Source organism: Herbaspirillum autotrophicum, from assembly GCF_001189915.1.
GTDB classification, from domain to species: Bacteria; Pseudomonadota; Gammaproteobacteria; order Burkholderiales; family Burkholderiaceae_D; genus Herbaspirillum; species Herbaspirillum autotrophicum.
The window spans coordinates 14,213-36,223 of the sequence record NZ_LFLS01000034.1; the positions used below are offsets into that span (position 1 = coordinate 14,213).

General features: G+C 57.2%; 18 protein-coding genes. 12 read left to right on the plus strand and 6 right to left on the minus strand.

What is annotated here, in order from left to right:
• The first annotated feature begins 287 nt into the window (after positions 1-287).
• The 4 genes from AKL27_RS21570 to AKL27_RS21585 all read left to right on the plus strand — a co-directional run bounded on the left by AKL27_RS21570 (position 288) and on the right by AKL27_RS21585 (position 4,198).
• The gene (locus AKL27_RS21570; protein WP_050464930.1) at positions 288-1,265 is read left to right on the plus strand and encodes an ABC transporter permease; all 978 of its coding nucleotides are present in this window, start codon (positions 288-290) and stop codon (positions 1,263-1,265) included.
• 11 nt (positions 1,266-1,276) lie between these two features.
• On the plus strand, positions 1,277-2,185 hold the full coding sequence (locus AKL27_RS21575; protein ID WP_408609782.1) for an ABC transporter permease: 909 nt from the start codon (positions 1,277-1,279) through the stop codon (positions 2,183-2,185).
• Between the two features lie 7 nt (positions 2,186-2,192).
• A complete protein-coding gene (locus tag AKL27_RS21580; RefSeq protein WP_050464932.1) occupies positions 2,193-3,176 on the plus strand; it encodes an ABC transporter ATP-binding protein in 984 nt (327 codons plus the stop codon).
• A gap of 74 nt (positions 3,177-3,250) precedes the next feature.
• A complete protein-coding gene (locus tag AKL27_RS21585; RefSeq protein ID WP_157057043.1) occupies positions 3,251-4,198 on the plus strand; it encodes an ABC transporter ATP-binding protein in 948 nt (315 codons plus the stop codon).
• A gap of 51 nt (positions 4,199-4,249) precedes the next feature.
• Here the strand turns inward: AKL27_RS21585 and AKL27_RS21590 are convergent, their stop codons facing one another.
• Positions 4,250-5,662, minus strand: a complete 1,413-nt coding sequence (locus tag AKL27_RS21590; RefSeq protein ID WP_050464934.1) for a M20/M25/M40 family metallo-hydrolase — start codon at positions 5,660-5,662, stop codon at positions 4,250-4,252.
• Positions 5,663-5,704: 42 nt separating this feature from the next.
• Complete coding sequence (locus AKL27_RS27920) at positions 5,705-5,980, minus strand: hypothetical protein (protein ID WP_157057041.1); 276 nt, start codon at positions 5,978-5,980, stop codon at positions 5,705-5,707.
• Here AKL27_RS27920 and AKL27_RS21595 point away from each other — a divergent pair.
• The 3 genes from AKL27_RS21595 (at position 5,979) to AKL27_RS21605 (ending at position 11,108) form a co-directional block, all read left to right on the plus strand.
• Positions 5,979-8,096 (plus strand): molybdopterin-containing oxidoreductase family protein, encoded by a 2,118-nt coding sequence (locus tag AKL27_RS21595; RefSeq protein WP_050464981.1) that lies wholly within the window; start codon positions 5,979-5,981, stop codon positions 8,094-8,096. The genes AKL27_RS27920 and AKL27_RS21595 overlap by 2 nt on opposite strands.
• Positions 8,078-9,133, plus strand: a complete 1,056-nt coding sequence (locus AKL27_RS21600) for an aminopeptidase (protein WP_050464935.1) — start codon at positions 8,078-8,080, stop codon at positions 9,131-9,133. The genes AKL27_RS21595 and AKL27_RS21600 overlap by 19 nt, the downstream gene beginning before the upstream one ends.
• Before the next feature lie 292 nt (positions 9,134-9,425).
• Complete coding sequence (locus tag AKL27_RS21605) at positions 9,426-11,108, plus strand: long-chain fatty acid--CoA ligase (protein WP_050464936.1); 1,683 nt, start codon at positions 9,426-9,428, stop codon at positions 11,106-11,108.
• Positions 11,109-11,198: 90 nt separating this feature from the next.
• On the opposite strand, the gene AKL27_RS21610 is transcribed toward AKL27_RS21605, so the two are convergent.
• The 4 genes from AKL27_RS21610 to AKL27_RS21625 all read right to left on the minus strand — a co-directional run bounded on the left by AKL27_RS21610 (position 11,199) and on the right by AKL27_RS21625 (position 14,402).
• The gene (locus AKL27_RS21610) at positions 11,199-11,816 is read right to left on the minus strand and encodes a 2-dehydro-3-deoxy-6-phosphogalactonate aldolase (protein WP_050464937.1); all 618 of its coding nucleotides are present in this window, start codon (positions 11,814-11,816) and stop codon (positions 11,199-11,201) included.
• Between the two features lie 23 nt (positions 11,817-11,839).
• Positions 11,840-12,799: a 2-dehydro-3-deoxygalactonokinase gene (locus tag AKL27_RS21615; protein WP_050464938.1), complete on the minus strand. Its 960-nt coding sequence runs from the start codon at positions 12,797-12,799 to the stop codon at positions 11,840-11,842.
• 10 nt (positions 12,800-12,809) lie between these two features.
• A complete protein-coding gene (locus AKL27_RS21620; protein WP_050464939.1) occupies positions 12,810-13,769 on the minus strand; it encodes a 2-hydroxyacid dehydrogenase in 960 nt (319 codons plus the stop codon).
• 165 nt (positions 13,770-13,934) lie between these two features.
• Complete coding sequence (locus AKL27_RS21625; protein ID WP_050464940.1) at positions 13,935-14,402, minus strand: acyl-CoA thioesterase; 468 nt, start codon at positions 14,400-14,402, stop codon at positions 13,935-13,937.
• A gap of 194 nt (positions 14,403-14,596) precedes the next feature.
• On the opposite strand from AKL27_RS21625, the gene AKL27_RS21630 reads away from it, so the two are divergent.
• The 5 genes from AKL27_RS21630 to AKL27_RS21650 all read left to right on the plus strand — a co-directional run bounded on the left by AKL27_RS21630 (position 14,597) and on the right by AKL27_RS21650 (position 22,008).
• Positions 14,597-16,471 (plus strand): ABCB family ABC transporter ATP-binding protein/permease, encoded by a 1,875-nt coding sequence (locus AKL27_RS21630; protein ID WP_050464941.1) that lies wholly within the window; start codon positions 14,597-14,599, stop codon positions 16,469-16,471.
• A gap of 56 nt (positions 16,472-16,527) precedes the next feature.
• Positions 16,528-17,499 carry a LysR family transcriptional regulator gene (locus tag AKL27_RS21635; protein ID WP_050464942.1) on the plus strand — a complete coding sequence of 324 codons (972 nt, stop codon included), beginning with the start codon at positions 16,528-16,530 and terminating at the stop codon, positions 17,497-17,499.
• 341 nt (positions 17,500-17,840) lie between these two features.
• Positions 17,841-19,136 (plus strand): Glu/Leu/Phe/Val family dehydrogenase, encoded by a 1,296-nt coding sequence (locus tag AKL27_RS21640; protein ID WP_050464943.1) that lies wholly within the window; start codon positions 17,841-17,843, stop codon positions 19,134-19,136.
• 971 nt (positions 19,137-20,107) lie between these two features.
• A complete protein-coding gene (locus AKL27_RS21645) occupies positions 20,108-21,055 on the plus strand; it encodes an amino acid ABC transporter substrate-binding protein (protein ID WP_050464945.1) in 948 nt (315 codons plus the stop codon).
• Between the two features lie 203 nt (positions 21,056-21,258).
• The gene (locus tag AKL27_RS21650; RefSeq protein ID WP_050464946.1) at positions 21,259-22,008 is read left to right on the plus strand and encodes an amino acid ABC transporter permease; all 750 of its coding nucleotides are present in this window, start codon (positions 21,259-21,261) and stop codon (positions 22,006-22,008) included.
• Positions 22,009-22,011: the final 3 nt, after the last annotated feature.

Sequence of the window (22,011 nt, forward strand, 5' to 3'; positions counted from 1 at the left end):
GCAGACCTCACAAGTTGCGGTATCTCTGTATGCTGTTCATTGCTGCAGAAAAACAGGTTGACGTTGCCGTGCACCGCGACGAGGCAAACTGCCACACAGTCTCCGGGATCGCATCGCAGATGTGAGGCATGTGGCGAAATTGCCGGCGCGTCTGCTTCGTTGTTTTTGCTGCAGGAATGGCTATATTACTCTCTGGCGTATGTCCGTAGGCATAAATGTAGTTGCTTGCCGAGCATGATTTATGCATCATTTGCTCCTTATCCAGATTTTTCAGCCAGATAGCCAAGATGCTCGCTTTTATCATTCGCCGGTTTGTTCAGAGCATCGCCGTGTTGCTGCTCATGTCGTTATTGGTCTTTGTCGGCGTCTACGCCATCGGGAATCCGATCGACATTCTGATCAGTCCCGATGCCGACCAGATCGAGCGGGCCCGCGTCATTGCCGCTTTCGGTCTGGATCAGCCGTTCTGGATTCAATATCTGTTGTTCATCAAAAATGCACTGGCCGGCGACATGGGGCGCTCGTTCGTGTATGCCACACCGGCCCTCGGTCTGATTCTGGAACGTTTGCCGGCGACCATGGAGCTGGCCGTATCAGCCATTCTGATCGCTGTGGTGGTCGGGCTGCCACTGGGATTGTGGGCCGGTTTGCGGCCCAACGGCTGGGCCGGCAAGACCATCATGACGGTGTCGATTCTGGGTTTCTCGTTACCAACATTTTGGGTCGGCTTGATGCTGATCATGGTGTTCGCAGTCGAACTCGGCTGGCTGCCAACCAGTGGCCGGGGCCAGACCGCGATGTTGTTCGGCATTCCGTTCGGCTTCCTGACCTGGGACGGATTGAAACATCTGTTGATGCCGGCGCTCAATCTGGCGCTGTTCAATATCGCCTTGATCATCCGCCTGACACGCTCCGGCACGCAAGAAGCGCTGCTGCAGGATTACATCAAGTTTGCCCGCGCCAAAGGTTTGCGCACCGGTCGCATCATCGGCGTGCATGTACTGAAAAACATTCTGATTCCGATTGTTACCGTGGTGGCCTTGCAATTCGGTTCCATCATCGCTTTTTCCATCGTTACCGAGTCGATCTTTGCCTGGCCCGGGGTCGGCAAGTTGCTGATCGACTCGATCCGGGTTCTGGACCGGCCGGTGATCGTGGCATTCCTGTCGCTGATTGTCGTGATTTTCATCGTGATCAATTTATGTGTTGATGTGCTGTATTCGGTGCTGGACCCGAGGGTGCGTCTGTCCGAGGCGAAAGGCTGATGATGCAAGCGTTGAAATCGATATCAAACCGGATCAGGCAAGCCGATACCCCGCTGACGCGTTTCCTGCAGAGATTCTTCAGCAGCCGCATCGCGACCGCCGGTTTCATTCTGTTGCTGCTGATCTTGCTGGCCGCGATTTTCGCACCGTGGGTGGCGCCGCAAAATCCCTATGACCTGGAACATCTCGATGTCATGGATTCGCGGCTGGAACCCGGCAAGGTATCGCTCGACGGCACGCTGACCTTCCTGCTCGGCAGTGATGATCAGGGTCGCGACATGCTGTCGGCGATTCTGTACGGCTTGCGCATTTCCGTGATGGTCGGCGTCACCAGTACCGTGATCGCGATGGCAATCGGTTTGTCGCTGGGGTTGATTGCCGGTTATGCCGGTGGCCGCACCGAGGCGCTGATCATGCGCGTGGCCGATATCCAACTGGCGTTCCCGCCGATTCTGGTGGCCTTGATTTTGCTGGCATTGACCGGGCGCGGGGTAGATAAAATCATCATCGCATTGGTGACCGTGCAATGGGCTTACTATGCACGCACCACACGCAGCACGGCACTGGTGGAGCGCAAAAAGGAATATATCGAAGCCGCGCGTTTGCTGGGGCTGTCGCCGTTGCGGATCATGTTCCGTCATTTGTTGCCTAATTGTTTGCCGCCGCTGATCGTGATCGCCGCTTTGCAAGTGGCGTCGGCCATTTCGCTGGAAGCCACGCTGTCTTTTCTCGGCCTTGGTTTGCCAGTGACCGAACCGTCGCTGGGTTTGTTGATTTCGAATGGTTTTCAATACCTGCTGTCGGGAAAATACTGGATCAGTTTCTTTCCGGGGGTAGCATTGCTGGCGACCGTAGTGGCCATCAATCTGGTTGCCGATCAATTGCGCGATGTGCTCAATCCGCGTTTGCAGACTCAATGAGGATCGCATGACCGCTACCTTGCAAGTCAGCAATTTACAGACCCGTTTTTTTTCGCGCAACGGCATTGCCCGCGCGGTCGACGACGTTTCCTTCACGGTTGAACGCGGCCAGGTCATGGGCTTGGTCGGCGAATCCGGGTCCGGCAAGTCAATGACCGGTTATTCGATCATGGGCTTGATCGATGCTCCGGGAAAAGTCGTGAGCGGCGAAATCCTGCTCAATGGCGTCGATCTGCGAAGCCTGTCGCCGGAAGCCATGCGCGAGATTCGCGGCAACCGGATTGCCATGATTTTTCAAGACCCGATGATGACGTTGAATCCGGTCTTGCGCATCGATACCCAAATGACGGAAGCAGTCCTGGCGCATCAGGATGTGAGCAAGGCGGTGGCGCTGGAAATGGCGCGGGAAGCGTTGGTGCGGGTTGGCATTGCCGCGCCTGATGAACGTCTGTTTGCATATCCGCATCAGTTTTCCGGCGGCATGCGGCAACGGGTTGCCATTGCGATTGCCTTGCTCAACAAACCGGACCTGATCATTTGCGATGAACCGACCACGGCGCTGGACGTGACGATACAAGGGCAGATTCTGTATGAGATGCAAAAACTGTGTCGCGAATCGGGCACCGCGCTGATCTGGATTACACATGATTTGTCGGTGGTGGCGGGTCTGGCCGATACGGTCAGCGTCATGTACGCCGGACGCATCGTCGAAAGCGGCAGTGTCGCGCAGGTATTGTCGCAACCGCGTCATCCCTATACGCATGGTTTGATTGCTTCGGCGCCATCGCGCAATCCGCGCGGTCAGCCACTGCGGCAAATTCCCGGCAGCACGCCATCGCTGCTGCAATTGCCCTCCGGTTGCGCATTCCGTAACCGCTGCGAAAATGCCACCGAAGTCTGTCAACAGATACCGGAATTGCGGATTGTGGATCAGCGCGCGTTGCGCTGTTTTCATCCGGTCGCAGCAACGCTGACGGAGGTGATGTCGTGAGCCAGAGTGTCAATCAGGAAGTCCCGCTGCTGGAGCTGCGCCAGGTCTCGAAGCGCTTTGTCAAACCGCTCGATATGGCGGCCAGGACTGCCAACCTGGTGACACGACGCTTCGGTCACGCTACACAAGAAGAAGTCGTGCATGCGGTGGATGATGTCAGTCTCGGCATTGGCCGTGGCGAGGTAGTGGGGCTGGTGGGCGAGTCTGGTTGCGGCAAGTCGACGCTGGGACGAATGGCGACCGGTTTGCATACGCTCTCGGCCGGCCAGTTGTTCTGGCAGGGTATCGAACTGGCAACGCTGCCGGCATCGCAACGACGCCGGGCGCAACTGGCGATACAAATGATTTTCCAAGATCCGTATGCGTCGCTCAATCCGCGTTTCCGGGTACAGGATATTGTCGGTGAAGCACCGCTGGTACACGGCCTTGTCAGCAAGAGCGAGCAACAGGATTATGTGGTTGATCTGTTGCAGCGGGTCGGTTTGAGTGCCGATATGCTGCGCCGGTTTCCGCATCAGTTTTCAGGTGGTCAGCGGGCCCGGGTCGGCATTGCGCGGGCGCTGGCAGTCAAGCCGGATTTTCTGGTGTGCGATGAGGCTGTTGCCGCGCTGGATGTATCGATTCAGGCCCAGGTATTGAATCTGTTCATCGCGCTGCGCGATCAATTGGATCTGACCTATCTGTTCATCAGCCACGATCTCGGTGTGGTACGTCACATTTCTGATCGCGTGGTCATCATGTATCTCGGGCGGATTGTGGAATCGGCGCCAACCGAGGCAATTTTCTCGACCCCCAATCATCCGTATACCCAGGCATTGCTGGCCTCGGCACCCAAGCTCACGGTTGGCAAGGCGACCTACTTTGCGGTCAAGGGTGAAATTCCGTCGCCATTGCACCCGCCGGGTGGTTGTCATTTCCATCCGCGTTGCCCGCATGCGATGCCGCGCTGTTCCATAGAAAAACCTTTGTTGCGGGAAATCGCTCCGGGGCATGCGTCGGCGTGCCATCTGAACGACGAATGAGGGACGGTAATGCAGCGCCAGCGCATCGGCTTGCGCTGCATTGTGGTCCGCTTATGACGCCAGTTTCTTCACCAGACGGTACAGAAATTCACGGCTTTCATACAGATATTTGATCTCGACCCGTTCATCCAGACCATGAATGCGCAAGTCGGCAGGTTCGAAAAACAAGCCTGACACGCCATACATCGGTATGCCGGCATTGCGGGCAAAACGACTGTCGGTAGCGCCGGTACTCATGAACGGAATCACCGGCACCCCCGGCCACATCTCTTTCGTCAATTGTTCGATGGTGTCGGCGATGGCGCCCTTGAGCGGCGACACCGGGCTGATGGTGGGTTTGGATACCTGCTGCACCGTGATGTTGTCATTGGCAAGCACTTGCCTGATCTGGCGCTCGATGTCATCCGGATTATCGAACGGCAGTATGCGGCAATTGACGGTGGCTTTGGCCGATTGCGGCAAGGCGTTTTCAGCATGGCCGGCATTGAGCATGGTCGCCGTGCAGGTGGTGCGCAACTGCGCGTTATAGGCCGGATTCCTGGATAGCCGGGCCAACAACGCCGGACTGGTCTGGCCGCTGCCGATGGCGCGCATGTCGGCCGCCAGTTGACCGCTGGCAAATTGCGCGCTGCGGCTGAAATAGGTTTTGGTGACATCGGCCAGCTTGACCGGGAAATGATGTGCGCCGAGCCGGGTCAATGCGGCCGACATGGCGTAGATCGGGTTGCTGGCGGTTGGCAGCGAACTGTGGCCGCCGACATCGCGTAATTCAAGCGTGAAACTGGTGAACAGTTTTTCTGCCACCTGTACCCGATGCACATTGGGTTTGCCGTTGCGCAATTCGCCACCGCCACCTTCGTTGATGCCCAGTTCTGCCTGCAACAGTCCGGGTTTGTTGTTGAGCATCCAGCGCACGCCGTTGCTGTCGACATTGCCGCGCTCTTCATCAGCGGTCAGCGCCAGGATGATATCGCGCTGCGGTTTGAAACCTTCGCGCTTGAGCTGGTCGAGTACGGAAACCAGGCCTGCGGCCATTGCCTTGTCGTCAATCGCGCCGCGCGCAGTGAAATAGCCGCCGCCTTCCTGCAAAGTGAAAGGATCGGTTTTCCAGTCTTCCCGTTTGGCTTCGACGACGTCGATATGCGCCAGCAACAGGATGGGCTTTTTGCGGCCATCGCCGTTCCAGCGCAATACCAGATTGCCCTTGGCGGGGAAGGGTTCGATAATCTGCATTTCGCCGGCGCCAAAGCCGGCGCTTTGCAAACGCGCCTGCATTGCTTGTGCCGCTTTGGTGGTGCTGCCGGATGAGTGGGTGGTATTGATCTCGATCAGTTCTTTGTAGATATCCCGAAAACGTTGCAGCTCAGGTGAAACCGGCTGCGCCGTTGCCAGGCCGGTGGCAGCGCACAAACTGCAGGCGACTGCAAAGCGTGTGCCGTGAAGTCGGGGAAAACGAAAAGCCATATTGCATCTCCTTGATTGTGGATCAGTAAAGCCGCGTACAGATTAACGGGCAGTCGGCGCCACCAAGACGCCGGCGCGGAAATAACGGGCAATCACAGAAAGAATGCCGGGACACATTCCTGCATTTGTCGACGCTATCGCCTCACTATTTGCGCAATGGAAGAATGCCGTGTCAGCGACTACAATTTTTTTGAGGGCACGGGTGCAGGCCGGCTCCTGTCCGGGCGCTTTTCTTTCGATGCAAAGCGAGGCCTGGCGGACCAAGTCACGGTTTTTGAGATACAGTAAGCCTTTCCTCGTTTCACGCTTGATTGCCATGTCTTCTACCCTAAGCCCGAGTCCCGGTCACACCGTGGTTCGCGCCGCCTGCCCGCACGATTGCCCGGATACCTGCGCCTTGCTGGTCACCGTCAAGGATGGCGTTGCCACCGAAGTACGCGGTGATCCCGAGCATCCGACGACTGCCGGCGTGTTGTGCACCAAGGTGTCGCGCTATACCGACCGCACTTATCACAAGGATCGGGTGTTATATCCGATGAAGCGCGTCGGGAAAAAAGGCGAGGGCAAGTTCGAGCGCATCAGCTGGGATGAGGCACTGGATACCGTGGCATCGCGCCTGCAAACGATTGCCGCCACCGACCCGCAAGCCATCTTGCCGTACAGCTATGCCGGCACCATGGGACTGGTGCAGGGCGAGTCGATGTCGATGCGGTTTTTCAACCGCCTTGGGTCGTCATTGCTGGAGCGCACGATCTGCGCCTCGGCCGGCGCTGCCGGTTACAAATACACCATGGGTACGCGCCTGGGCACCGATACTGAACAGGTGCAGGATGCCAAACTGATTCTGATCTGGGGCGGTAATCCGATTGCGTCCAATCTGCATTTCTGGATGCGGGTGCAGGAAGCAAAACGCCGCGGCGCCAAGCTGATTGCCATTGATCCTTATCGTTCGCTGACGGCGGAAAAGTGCCATCAGCATATTGCCTTGTTGCCGGGCACCGATGCTGCGCTGGCGCTGGGCATCATGCATGTATTGATCGCTGAAGATTTGCTGGATACCGATTACATCGAACGCCATACGCTGGGTTTTGCGCAATTGAAGCAACGCGTCGCCGAGTGGCCGCCGCAACGCGTGGCCGGCGTGTGCGGTATCAGTGAAGAGGAGGTCTGGCAGCTCGGCCGCGATTACGGTACGACGGCCAAGAATGGCGAGGCCACCATGATCCGCGCCAATTACGGTTTGCAGCGGATTCGCGGCGGCGGCATGGCGGTGCGCAATATCGCTTGCCTGCCGGCGCTGGTCGGTGCGTGGCGGCATGGGGCCGGCGGCGTCCAGGTATCGATGTCGGATGCTTTTCCGAAGAATACTGCGGCGTTGCAGCGTCCGGACTTGCTGACCCGGCAAGGTGTACGACCCCGCACCATCAACATGAGCACCATCGGCGACGAACTGTCGCGTCCGGCTGCTCCCGATTTCGGTCCGCGCATCGATGCCTTGATCGTGTACAACGCGAATCCGGTGGCAGTGGCACCGGAATCGCAAAAAGTCGTACGCGGTTTTGCGCGTGAAGATCTGTTCACCGTTGTGCTCGAACATTTTCAGACCGACACCGCCGATTACGCCGATATTCTGTTGCCGGCAACCACGCAACTGGAACACGTCGATGTACACGCGACATACGGACATGTGTACATGATGGCCAACAATGCGGCAATCAAACCGCTCGGCGAAGCCAAACCGAATACGGAAATTTTCCGCCTGCTGGCAGCACGCATGGGATTCGATGACGGCTGTTTCAGCGACAGCGACGATCAGATCGCGGCGCAGGCATTCGACCGCAAGCATCCGCGCGCCGCGGATTTCGACTGGAATATCCTCAAGCAAAAAGGCTGGCAGCGTTTGAACGTCGCTGCTGCAGTATTCGCCGATGGCGGATTTACCACGCCTTCCGGCAAGTGCGAGTTCTATTCGGCCAGCATGCTGGCCGACGGACTGGACCCATTGCCGACCTACATCGCACCGTATGAATCGGTTGCCAGTAATCCGCTGCTGGCAGAAAAATATCCGCTGGCCATGATTTCACCGCCGGCGCGCAATTTCCTGAATTCATCCTTCGTCAACGTACAGAGTTTGCGCGACACCGAAGGTGAGCCGCATCTCGATGTACATCCTGACGACGCCGCCGCGCGCGGCATCGTCACCGGCAGCATGGTGCGGATTTTCAATGATCGCGGCAGCATGCTGGCCAAGGCACGGGTCACACCCCGGGCGCGTCCCGGTCTGGTGGTCGGGCTGTCGATCTGGTGGAAAAAATTTGCCGGGGATGGCAAGAATGCCAATGAAGTTACCAGCCAGCGTCTGACCGACATGGGCAATGCGCCAACGTTTTACGACGTGCTGGTACAAGTCGAAGCATGCGGCGCACCCGCCTGACATACTGGCGGGCCGGACTGGCAGCCAGCACGTGTCTGGCGCTCAGCGGTTGCAATTCGCTCGGATATTACGCGCAAGCGGCACACGGACAATTCTCGTTGCTGGCGCAGGCACGGCCAATCACGGAGTGGCTGCAAGATCCGGCGACCAGCCCCAGACTGCACAGCCAACTGGAGCTGGTACAGAATATCCGGCAGTTTTCGATACGCACACTGGCGTTGCCGGACAACGGCAGCTATCGCAGTTACGCGCAATTGACACGGCCCTTCGTGGTCTGGAATGTGGTGGCCGCACCGGCCTTGTCGCTGGATGCCCGGCAGTGGTGTTTCCCGATTGCCGGCTGCGTCAATTATCGCGGCTATTACGATCAAAAAGAGGCGCAAGCCTATGCCGATGGCCTGGCGCAGGCCGGTGATGACGTGCAGGTGTTGGGCGTGCCGGCCTATTCGACGTTGGGCTGGTTCAATGATCCGGTGCTGTCGACGTTCATCAACTATCCCGCCGGCGAAGTGGCGCGGCTGATTTTTCATGAACTGGCGCATCAGGTGGCTTACGCCAAAGACGATTCGCAATTCAATGAGTCATTCGCCACGGCGGTCGAGGAACTGGGACTGGAACGCTGGCTGGCAGCGCATGGCGACCCGGCGTTGAATCAGGCCTATCAGCGGTTTGCCGAACGCAAGAAAGAGTTCCTGGCACTGCTGCTGAAATACCGTGCGCAATTGCAAGCCAACTATCAGGGGGCCGGCAGCGATCAGGAAAAGCTGCGACGCAAGGCCGAGATCTTTGCAGCCTTGCGCAGCGAGTATCAGGAACGCAAGGCAGTCTGGGGTGGCTTTGCCGGTTATGACCGCTGGTTCGCCGGCACCTTGTCGAATGCCCATCTGGCGCTGGTGGCAACCTATAACGAACGGGTGCCGGCATTCAAGGCCTTGTTTGCGCGCAGCCGCGATTTCAGCGATTTCTACCGGCAAGTCAAGGTGCTCGCGAAGCAAAGCAAAGAGGCGCGCAGCGCTGCGCTGGATGATTTGCAATAATGACAACGAACTGCCGGGACAAGCGTCGGGCGAGTGCGGATTCATGAGAGAATTTGTTTCCTGTGAGATAACCATGGAAATCTCCGTTCACGGAGAATAGTTGCTGCCTGAGAAGGGAACAGCAAGTTTTTCTGAATTCGCATGAAAAGACTTGCTCTGCGCGCGATAGCTGGATAGCATCTGCAATAAATAAAAACACAACCGTGCTTTTTTTGATGGCGTGCCAAAGCGATGATGAAAAATCAAGACTTAGCCAAACGTCACGTTCTGAACCGGAGACAAAGGTAAATCAATGGATAAATTCTGGCTTGCTTCCTACCCTCAAGGCGTTCCAGCAGAAATCGATGCGACCCGCTATCGTTCGCTGGTAGAGATGACCGACGAGGCATTTACAAAATATGCCGACCGTAACGCGTATGTCTGCATGGGCAAGTATCTGACGTATAGCGAGCTGGATGCGCTGTCATCGACGATGGCGGCGTGGTTGCAAAGCACCGGCCTGAAAAAGGGCGCACGCGTCGCCATCATGATGCCCAACGTGCTGCAATATCCGATTGCCATCGCCGCCATCTTGCGCGCCGGCTATATCGTGGTCAACGTCAATCCTTTATACACTCCGCGCGAACTCGAACATCAGTTGAAGGACTCCGGTGCGGAAGCGATTTTTGTACTGGAAAACTTTGCCGGCACGCTGGCCAAGGTCATCGCCAATACCGCTATCAGGCATGTGGTGGTGGCCAGCATGGGTGAACTGCTGGGCTTGTTGAAAGGCAGCATCGTCAACTTCGTGGTGCGCCATATCAAGAAAATGGTGCCGCCGTTTTCGCTGCCGGACTCCATTACGTTCAGTCAGGCGCTGGCGCAGGCCCATGGCAAGAACCGCACGCCGGTGACGATCAGTCATGACGACGTCGCCTTCCTGCAATATACCGGTGGTACTACCGGTGTCGCCAAAGGCGCCATGCTGACCCATCGCAATGTGGTGGCCAATGTATTGCAGGCGGAAGAGTGGCTGATGCCGGGTTTGAAGCAAGGTCCGAAGATTGATCAGCTGGTATTTATCTGCGCGTTGCCGCTGTACCATATCTTTGCGCTGACGGTCTGCAATCTGCTCGGTACGCGCGAAGGTGCGCTCAACGTGTTGATCCCCAATCCGCGTGATATTCCCGGCTTCGTCAAAGAGTTGGCAAAGTACAAGATCAATACCTTCCCGGCCGTCAATACGCTGTATAACGCTTTGCTCAACAATCCGGATTTCGCCAAGCTCGATTTTTCCGGCTACCGTTGCTGTGTCGGCGGCGGCATGGCGGTGCAAAAGGCGGTGGCAGACAAGTGGAAGCAAGTCACCGGCTGCCCGATCATCGAAGGGTACGGCTTGTCGGAAACCTCGCCGATTGCCAGCGCCAATCCTTGTACCATCGAAGAGTATTCCGGCACCATCGGTTTGCCGTTGCCATCAACGGACATCACCATTCTGGATGATGCCGGCCAGCCGGTGCCGTTGGGGCAGGCCGGGGAAATTTCGATTCGCGGTCCGCAAGTGATGGCCGGTTACTGGAATCGTCCGGATGAAACGGCCAAGGTCATGACGCCTGACGGCTTCTTCAAATCGGGCGATATCGGCATCATGGACGCACGTGGCTATACCAAGATTGTCGACCGCAAGAAGGACATGATTCTGGTGTCCGGCTTCAATGTCTATCCGAATGAAATCGAAGGTGTGGTGGCCTTGCATCCGGGCGTGCTGGAGTGCGCCTGTGTCGGCGTCCCTGATGAACATACCGGGGAAGCGGTCAAACTGTTCGTGGTGCGCAAGGATAAAAATCTGACTGCCGAACAGTTGATGGCGTATTGCAAAGAACAGTTCACTGGCTACAAGAAACCGAAGTACATCGAGTTTCGTGATGAACTGCCGAAGACCAACGTCGGCAAGATATTGCGGCGCGAGTTGCGGGATGAAAAGAAGGCGGCCTGACGGCGCTCCGGATTTTCCGATAAGAAAAGCTGCACGTTTGACGACGTGCAGCTTTTTTATTGGCCGCGATCCTGACTGCCGAATGCAGATTCAGCGCTGTTGCCAGGCGAGGATGAAGTCAATGGCATTCTGTTTGACTTGCTCTGCGTTCATGCCGGGTTTGTACAAGGCCGAACCGAGTCCGAAACCACTGGCGCCAGCCTCGGTAAAGCTTTTCATGTTGGCCGGCGTAATGCCGCCGACCGGTGCCAGTGAAACACTGGCCGGTATTACGGCGCGCCAGGCCTTGACCACTGCCGGACCGAGTTGTTCGGCCGGGAACATCTTCAAGATATCGGCGCCCGCCGCGAGGGCTGCAAATGCTTCCGTCACGGTTGCCACACCCGGTGCGCTGGCAAGTCCGGCGGCGGTGGCAGCGGCAATCACCGCCGGGTCGCTGTGCGGCATGACGATCAACTGACCACCGGCATCCTTGACCTGTTGCACTTGCGCCGGCGACAGTACGGTGCCGGCGCCGACTACGCAGTTGGCCGGCAACGCATTGCGCAGCAGGCGAATGCTTTCGAATGGTTCGGGTGAGTTGAGCGGAACTTCAATGACGCGGAAGCCGGCATCGTACAAAACCGTGCCGATGGTTTCTGCTTCATCGGGACGAATACCGCGCAGAATCGCGATCAGGCCGCATTGTTTCAGTGCTTCTTTCAACATGATGTGTCCTTGTCAGGTAAAGCTTATGGCAGCAGACCGGCCTGTGAGGCGATCTGCCACAAACCGCGTTCGGTGGCCGCAACTGCAATGTTGACCGTGGTCATGGCATGCAGTGCCAACACTTTGCGGTAGCGTTCGCATAACTGATCGTCGCCGATCAGGATGATGCGCGGTGCCGGATCCAAGCCGGTCGTCCGGCGGGTTGCTGCCAGTGCGGCAATTTCATGGCCGATCAGCAGGCCGGATAAATATTCAGGCTGCGCCGCGCCATCAAGTTCGCCGGTCAGGCCCAGCGTGCGGCTGCTGAAAATGGTCGACAGCACGCCGGCCTGTCCTTGTTCCGACATCGCCACGCGCGCACCGCGTTCAAAACTGGCGTCGTCGCCATGGTCGGTGGGCAGCATGGTGCGGCCGAGGATAGTGTGACGCCGCAGCACGGCATACACTTCGCCGGTCATGAAGGTATCGAAGTGCACGATGCGCCGGTCTTGTACGCGCACCCACTTGGAATGGGTGCCCGGCAAGCCGATCAGCACATCTTCGTTCTGACCCAATTCGCTGAGCGCCCCGACCACTTGCGTTTCTTCGCCGCGAATCACATTCGGCAGAGCACCGCGTTGCAACAGGCCGGGTACGATATGCAAAGTGCCGCGTGCATGACTGACGCTGGTCAGTTGCTGACCGATATCAGTGATGGTTTGCGGCAGCTCAAGATAGCGTGCTTCTTTCCAGCCCTGTGCGCTGCCGACCATGCCGGCGGCGATGACCGCTGCCTGCGGTGCTGCTTCGATCCAGTCGCCGCAGGCTTCTGCCAGCGCCAGATCGAAGCCGGACCTGAGATCGCTGCCGGGTCCGATCGGCGGCAGATTCATTATGCCCCACGGCAGCGCACGCTTTTCCTGCGCCATGCCGTTGGCGCCGATACGATAGGCGCGTAACGAGGTGGTGCCCCAATCCAGCGCGATCAGTTTGGTGCTTTGCATGCTTGACCTGTCAGCGTTGCGGGACCGGCGTCAGCACCGGTTTGCCGCTGAAGTGCGCGGCCAGATTATCGAATGCCAGATCGGCCATGGCGGTACGCGTGATCAGGGTGCCGCTCGCCATGTGCGGCGTCAGCACGACATTGTCCAATGCTGCCAGCGCAGCTGGAATATTGGGTTCATTTTCGAACACGTCGAGACCGGCACCGGCAATCTTGCCTTGTTCCAAAGCTGCGATCAGGGCGGTTTCATCCACCACCGAACCGCGCGCCACATTGATCAGGAAACCCTTGGGTCCCAGTGCTTCCAGAATGTCGGCGTTGATCAACGCGCGCGTATTGGCACCGCCCGGCGTCGACAGCACCAGGAAATCAACCTCTGCCGCCAAGCCCTTGAGGGTGGGGGCGTAGCGCCAGGAGACATCATTGAGTGGTGAGCGATTGTGATAGGCGATATCCATGTCGAAACCTTCTGCGCGGCGGGCAATCGCCTTGCCGATGCGGCCGAGGCCGACAATCCCGAGCCGGGCGCCGCTGACCTTGGTAGTGAACGGAAACGGACCCTTGCTCCATTCACCGGCGCGGGCAAAGCGGTCGGCACGCACCACCTGGCGCGCCACGGCAAACAGCAGCGTCATGGCAAAGTCGGCGACATCGTCGGTCAACACATCAGGTGTGTGCGTGACATGAATGCCGCGCTCGCGGGCAGCGGCAACATCGACGCCGTCATAGCCGACGCCGAATACGGAAATCACTTCCAGTGCCGGGAAGCGAGCGATGAATTCACGCGAGACGGTCGATTCGCCATTGGCAGAAATGGCGCGAATCGAAGGGGCGATGTCATTGAGTGCCTGTTCCGACAAGCCGGCCGGCAGATCGTGGCAATTGAACTGTTCGCGCAGGCGTTGATTCAGATGTTGCGGCAGGCGGGCGACGATGAGAATGTCAGGGTGGGAGCTGGAAGGCGTAGTCATGAGCAAGAGAATCCGTAAGTCATCTGCAGTGGAGGGAGAGTGCGCGATACCTTGGGAGGCGGGGCATCGCACCGGGAAAACGGGGAAGGAAGCTCGGGCGGAGTTTCGATTCGGGTTTCAATCTGAACCGGTCTTGACCGGGGCAATCGCTTTTCAAGTGGTACTTCAGGCGCTGTGCCAGCCGCCGCCGATTTCCTGCAAGCTGCTGGTGGTGCTGATCTGGTCGCCTTCAGCCAGTGGCGGCAGGGCGCGTGGTTTGCGGTTTTCATCCGTGGCGACATAGGTCAGCGTGGCTTCGGTCACCTTGACGATGTCGATTTGCAAACGGTTGCGTTCGGCATAGACTTCGACATTGACGGTAATCGAGGTATTGCCGACCTTGACGATATCGGCATAAAACGAAAGCAAGTCACCGACGAATACCGGATGTTTGAACAGAAATGAGTTCACCGCGATGGTAGCGACCCGGCCATTGGCACGGCGGCTGGCTGGCAGCGAGCCGGCGATGTCTACCTGCGCCATGATCCAGCCGCCAAAAACATCGCCGTGCACATTGGAATCGGCCGGCATCGGCATCACCCGCAACTGCGGCATCTTGCCTTGCGGCAGCGTGGTGTTGTGCGGATTTGTCATTGCTTTTTTTCCTTTTCGAAGCGTGAAGTCTGTCAGGCTCTTATAATCTGGCACCAAAGGGCGACGCCGAAGCGTGGCGCCTCAGCGGCACCAGAAAATGCAGCAGCAAAGACAGGCCAGCCATTAGTTTATCGGAACTGGCGGATTTGTTCGGTATCCGGTGCCATACAGCAAAAAATTTCATCTTTCCTTCCATGCGCCAATATTCCACCTCTTCATCCGAACCGGCGCCCGCGCGCAAGGCGTCCGGCCAGACCCCGAGCGACTGGGCGACGCTGAAGACGCTGCTGCCTTACCTGTGGACCTATAAATGGCGCGTCATGCTGGCGCTGGGTTTTCTGATCGGCGCCAAGCTGGCCAATGTCGGCGTACCGTTGATATTGAAGCAACTGGTGGACCGCATGACGATCAGCCCGCAGCATCCGCAAGCGCTGCTGGTGTTGCCAGTGGCCTTGCTGGTGGCATATGGCGCGTTGCGGCTGGCGACCACGCTGTTTACCGAACTGCGCGAATTCGTGTTTGCGAAGGTTACCCAGCGCGCAGTGCGCACCATCGCCCTCAAGGTATTCCGGCATTTGCACTCGCTGTCGCTGCGCTTCCATCTGAACCGCCAGACCGGCGGCATGACGCGCGATATCGAACGCGGCACGCGCGGCGTATCGTCACTGGTGTCCTATACCTTGTTCAGCATCTTGCCGACCTTGATCGAAATCGCGCTGGTGCTGGTCTATCTGGTGTTGCACTACGATATCTGGTTCACCATCATCACCGTGGTGGCGCTGACGCTGTATATCGTGTTCACGGTGGCGGTGACGGAATGGCGCACGCATTTCCGGCGCACCATGAATGATCTCGATTCGCGCGCCAATTCCAAGGCCATCGACTCCCTGATCAACTATGAAACGGTCAAGTATTTCGGTAATGAAGACTTTGAAGCGCGGCGCTACGATGAAGGCTTGCAGCGTTATGAAACAGCCGCAGTCAAATCACAGACTTCCTTGTCGTTGCTCAATACCGGACAGTCGGCGATCATCGCCATCGCGGTTACGCTGATCTTGTGGCGCGCCACGCAGGGCGTGATCGACGGCACCATGACGCTGGGCGATCTGGTGCTGGTCAATGCTTTCATGATCCAACTGTATATTCCGTTGAATTTTCTTGGTGTCATCTATCGCGAAATCAAGCAAAGTCTGGCTGATATGGAACGCTTGTTCTCGCTGCTGCAACAGCATCGCGATGTGGCTGATGCCGCCGCTGCAAAACCGTTGGAAACCAGAGGTGCGGAGCTGCGCTTTTCGCATATCGATTTCAGCTACGAAAGCAACCGGCAGATCTTGTTCGATGTCGACTTTGTGGTACCGGCCGGCACCACCACGGCGGTAGTCGGCCATAGCGGATCAGGCAAGTCGACCTTGTCGCGGCTGTTGTTCCGTTTTTATGATGTCGACGAAGGCGGCATCACTATCGATGGTCAGGATTTGCGTGACGTCACGCAAGCATCGTTGCGCAGCGCCATCGGCATCGTGCCGCAAGATACCGTGCTGTTCAATGACACCATCGAATACAACATCGCCTACGGCAAGCCGGGCAGCGCGCGCGAAGACATCGTGGCCGCGGCCAAGGCTGCTTACATTCACGACTTCATCGAGTCGCTGCCGGCCGGCTATGACACCATGGTTGGCGAGCGCGGCCTGAAATTGTCGGGCGGTGAAAAGCAACGAGTGGCGATTGCGCGGACCTTGCTCAAAAATCCGGCCATCCTGATTTTCGATGAGGCGACCTCGGCGCTGGACTCCAAGGCCGAGCAGGCGATTCAGGCGCAATTGCGCGAGATTGCGCAAAACCGCACGACCCTGATCATTGCGCACCGCTTGTCGACGATTGTCGATGCATCGCAGATTCTGGTGCTCGATCAGGGGCGTATCATTGAGCGCGGAACGCACGCGCAATTGCTGGTAGCCGACGGTGCCTACGCGCAAATGTGGGATCGCCAGCAGGCACGTGAAGAAGAACCGGACGAGGCTTCGTCGTTGCATGCGGAAGCGGCATTTCAACTCGCCGGCAGATGAACGGGAAATGAATCAGCGATGCCTGACCCGGGCCTCGCAGGCATGGAATAAGAACAATGGAAACCAAGTGGCTTGAAGATTTCATTTCTCTCGCGGAGACGCACAGTTTCAGCCGTTCCGCGGAATTGCGACATGTGACGCAACCGGCGTTTTCACGCCGCATTCAATCGCTGGAAGCATGGCTCGGTTCAGACCTGATTGACCGCACCTCCTATCCCACCCGGCTGACGGCGGCGGGGGAAGTGTTTTACGAGCAGGCCGTGGAAATGCTGGGGCAGATCAATAACACGCGTGCGCTGTTGCGCGGCAAGCGACCGGCGGCACAGACCACGGTCGACTTTGCGGTGCCGCATACCTTGTCGCTGACCTATATGCCGAAATGGCTCAGCACATTGGAAGCCGGCTTCGGCGTTTTCAATACGCGGCTGATTGCGCTCAATGTCCATGATGCGGTGATGACCATCGTCGAGGGCGGCTGTGATCTGCTGCTGTGCTATCACCATCCGCGCCAGCCGGTGCAACTCGATGCCAGCCGCTACGACATGCTGACCATGGGCAAGGAGAGCCTGCGACCGTACTCGCGCTGTGACAAATCGGGTGTGCCGGATCATGCATTTCCGGGCAGCGCCAAGACGCCGCTGCCATTTCTGTCGTACACCAGCAATGCTTATCTGGGGCGCATGGTGGAGTTGCTGCTGTCGGATGTCAAACGGCCGTTGCACCTGGAAAAACACTATGAAACCGACATGGCGGAGAGTCTCAAGATGATGGCGCTGGAAGGGCACGGCGTGGCCTTCTTGCCAGAGTCTTCGGTGATCCGCGAAGTGCGCAACAAGCAACTGGCGCGCGCTGACGATGGCAATGGCGACTGGGAAGTGGAAATGGAGATTCGTCTTTATCGCGAGCGGCCTACCGCACAGCGCAGCGGCAAGGTCATCGTCGGCCGTTTGTGGGATTACCTGCTGCGCCTGCAGGAAGAAAAAAAGCTGTTGCCACCGCGTTCGCGCAAGGCGACGAAAGTTGATTGATAAAAATATCTTTATGGCAACTATGCGTCATGTGCATAGTTATATGCGCACAAAGCATTAGCGTATTGATATCGGCTTGCCCTACGATGGCGTCGCTGATTTCAGAGAGCACATTGCATGAATGGCCGCGAGCTATGCATGCAATGCGCTCTGCATCCGTCGCGTTCAGATGCCGGTTGTAAAGGCTCACGCACGGCTGTCCGGGAATTCAGGGATTCCGGGGTTGTTGCAAAAATTAAGCGGTGTTGATGCATCCATTTCCGTCTGTCAGGGAGTAGGATGATAGCCGTCAATGTCGGCCCGATTTCGCAGCAGCCTCTCAAACAAGGAGCGATTGCATTATGTCGAATGTACCAGTCAAGCACGAAGTCCCTTCCTATCTCACGCCGCATGGCATTGGCCCATGGGGTGTCTACCTCGAACAAATTGATCGCGTCACCCCTTATCTGGGGTCGCTGGCACGCTGGGTGGAAACGCTCAAGCGCCCCAAGCGCATGCTGATCGTCGATGTCCCGATCGAGCGTGATGACGGCACCATTGCGCACTTCGAAGGTTATCGCGTGCAGCACAATACCTCACGCGGCCCGGGCAAGGGCGGGGTGCGTTTTCATCAGGACGTGACCTTGTCGGAAGTGATGGCATTGTCGGCCTGGATGACCGTCAAGAATGCCGCAGTCAATGTGCCGTACGGCGGTGCCAAGGGCGGTATCCGGGTGGATCCGAAAACCTTGTCGCGCGGCGAGTTGCAGCGTATGACCCGACGCTATACCAGCGAAATCGGCATCATCATCGGCCCCAACAAGGATATTCCGGCGCCGGACGTCAATACCGATTCGCAGATCATGGCGTGGATGATGGATACCTACTCCATGAATCAGGGCAGTACCGCATCGGGCGTGGTGACCGGCAAGCCGATTTCGCTCGGCGGCAGCCTCGGACGGCATGAGGCAACTGGTCGCGGTGTGTTTGTGGTCGGTTGCGAAGCGGCGGCCAAGCGCGGTCTGGAAATCAAAGAAGCGAAAGTGGCGGTACAAGGCTTCGGTAATGTCGGCGGCATCGCTGCGCGGCTGTTTGCTGAAGCGGGCGCCAAAGTGGTCGCAGTGCAGGATCACGTGACCACTGTGGTACGCACCACCGGCCTCGATGTTCCTGCATTGCAGCAATATGTGGCTGAACATGGCAGCGTTTCCGGTTTTCCCGGTGCTGACGAAGTCAAGGATCGTGCCCAGTTTTGGGCAACCGACTGCGACATTCTGGTGCCGGCGGCGTTGGAGCAGCAAATCAACGAAAGCAATGCCAACGTCATCCGCGCCTCGATCATTCTCGAAGGTGCCAATGGTCCGACGACACCCGAAGCCGACGATATTCTGGCCGACAAGGGCGTCTTGATCGTACCGGACGTGATTGCCAATGCCGGCGGCGTGACCGTCAGCTACTTTGAATGGGTGCAGGATTTCTCCAGCTTTTTCTGGACCGAAGATGAAATCAATCTGCGTCTGACGCGCATCATGCGTGAGGCATTTGCGGCGGTCTGGCAACTGGCCGAGGAAAAGAAAGTATCCTTGCGCACGGCGGCTTTCATCGTCGCTTGTACCCGGGTATTGCAGGCACGTGAAATGCGCGGTCTGTATCCTTGATGCTGCCGGCAGCGGCAAGCTGAAATAACGGAAAACACGAAGGGCGGCCGCGTTGCCGCCCGTTTTCGAAGGTGCAAGAGCGGTCATCAGAGCCGCCTGCACAGCAGGGTTGATAAGAATAAGTGACGGAGACATTCATCACTATTCGCGGCGCAAGCCCGATGTTCCCGTGCGTGCCGGTTGAGGGCTCGTTCTTTCTGTCTGGTTCGGTTTTGAAGTGGTCTGGTGTTGCCGGCATAGCTGTTGATGGCGTATGCGGCGGCTGTGACGCAAGTGATCTGCAGCTATGCAATGGCTGCAATGACAGCGGTTTGTGTAGCGCAGCATTTTGGCGCAGCGGCGCAGGACTGGTCCGACGCAGCCGTGCGGAATAGCTTGAACAACAAAAGCCGGCATCGTAAGATCAGCTGTCTCTTGCATCAGAGTATCGAAAGCATGAGGGTGCCCAGCGAACACCGGCGATGCAAGTCGTCAGAATAATTGTGTGAACAGGGTAGCTTTTTAACGATACTATCGACGCAGGCAGTCAATAGCTGTCTATGTTGTGGGGGCGACCTGTCGCAAGAACCAGGCGCAATGATGTTGTCATGCAGGCGGGCGGTGGCCGGGCGGATGATTGGCCGTGTACTTTTGCAGGGATGGCGGAGCAGAACTGGTGCCGTGTGGCCTGAATCTTGCTATGTTGTCCGTGTCAGAGCGTGCGTGCAAATTGACGGCAAATGGCAGTGGCCGGCTCGCATACCATGCAATGCAGTTTTTGAAGTCATGATGTACCAGATGGCGGTTCACGCACATCGTCAGGGGGCGGCTGAATTCGAAGCGGCTCCGGTTTGCCGGCGGTGATTTCGACATAGAAAAAACAGCAGGCCGAAGCGTTGAAATGGCGGCAGAATCAAGCTTATTCAAGAATGAAGGCTTTTTTTGAGTAGGGGCTTTTGGTACACTACGTAAAAATTTTTTCAGGAGGTCACATGAAGTTAATTAAGCTAGTTGGGGTGTTGGTAGGCGCAAGTGTTCTGATCGGTTCGGTTCAGGCGCAAGACTTGACCGGCAGATTGAAGAAGATCAAAGAAACCGGCACGTTGACACTGGGTGTGCGTGATGCCTCGATTCCGTTCTCCTATCTGGATGACAAGCAATCGTATCAAGGTTATTCGATCGATCTGTGCCTGAAGGCCGCAACTGCAATTCAGAAGAAGCTGGGTCTGACCGCGCTGAACGTGAAGATGGTGCCGGTAACATCGGCAACCCGTATTCCGCTGATCGCCAACGGTACAACTGATATCTCCTGCGATTCCGCTACCAACAACATGGAACGTCAAAAACAGGTCGCGTTTGCCGTGACCGAGTTCGTGACAGCGAATCGTTTCCTGACCAAGAAGTCCGCCAATATCAAGACGCTGGACGACCTCAAGGGCAAGACCATCGTTTCGACTTCCGGTACTTCCAACCTGAAGCAAATCACTACCCTCAATACCGAACGTAACCTGGGCATGAATATCCTGGCTGCCAAGGATCACGCCGAAGCATTCCTGATGGTCGAAACCGGCCGTGCAGTGGCTTTCGTGATGGATGACATCCTGTTGTCTTCGCTGGCTGCCAGCTCCAAGGCGCCTAACGACTACACCGTTTCTGCTGAAGCGCTGTCGGTTGAGCCATACGGTCTGATCCTGCCACTCGGCGATACAGCGTTCAAGAAGGTCGTTGATGATGCGCTGATCAACGTCTACAAGGGCGATGACATCAAGAAGATCTATGCCAAGTGGTTCTTGTCGCCAATCCCGCCAAAGGGTGTCAACCTGAACGTGCCGATGAGCCCGCAACTGCAAGCAGTGCTGGCGAAGCCGACAGATTCGGGTGAACCTTCTGCTTACGCAGCGGTGCCAGAAGCGCAAAAGCAGTCGTCGAAGAAGAAGTAAAACATTCTTCGATTGCAGCTATGAAGTGAAATACAAAACGGGGGCGTTGTCCCCCGTTTTGTTTAACTGGACGAAAGATAATTTCGTTCGGGCAATATCAAAAAATCAACGTGGAATGCCTGTTACAGAAAGGCATCGTAGCGTAGAAGTTACGACGCAGTGCCCTGTCAACGCACGCGACTCGAGAAAAGACGAGGCTATATATGCATTACAACTGGAACTGGGGCATCTTCTGGGAGCAATCTCCGGACGGCATCCCCTACATCGATACGCTGCTGATCGGTCTCAAATGGACCCTCGCCACGGCAATATCGGCCTGGATCATGGCGCTGATCCTCGGCACCATCGTCGGTACCATCCGTACTACCCAAAAACCATGGGCAGTTACCATCGCCAACGGCTATGTCGAACTGTTCCGTAATATTCCGCTGCTGGTGCAGATGTTTCTCTGGTATTTCGTCATGCCGGAGCTGGTCCCTGCCGGTATCGGCAACTGGCTCAAGGCGTTGCCGAATGCTTCGTTCATCACGGCATTTCTGGCGCTCGGTTTCTTTACTTCGGCGCGGGTCGCGGTGCAAGTATCGACCGGTATCAACGCCTTGCCGCGCGGTCAGCGCAATGCCGGCTCGGCGCTTGGACTGACACCGGTGCAGACCTATCGCTACGTACTGTTGCCGATGGCGTTCCGTATCATCATTCCGTCGCTCACCAACGAGTTTGCAGCGATCATCAAGAACAGCTCGGTGGCGTTGACCATCGGCCTGGTCGAGCTGACTGCGGCGACTTACTCGATGCGTGAATTCACGTTCCAGACGTTCGAGGCGCTGACCGGCGCCACCATCATCTACATTGTCATTTCCGTGATTGCGCTGCTGGCAGCGCGGATTCTGGAAAAAGTGACTGCCGTTCCCGGCTACATCACGACTGGCAGCTCCAGTACGGGAGGACACTAAATC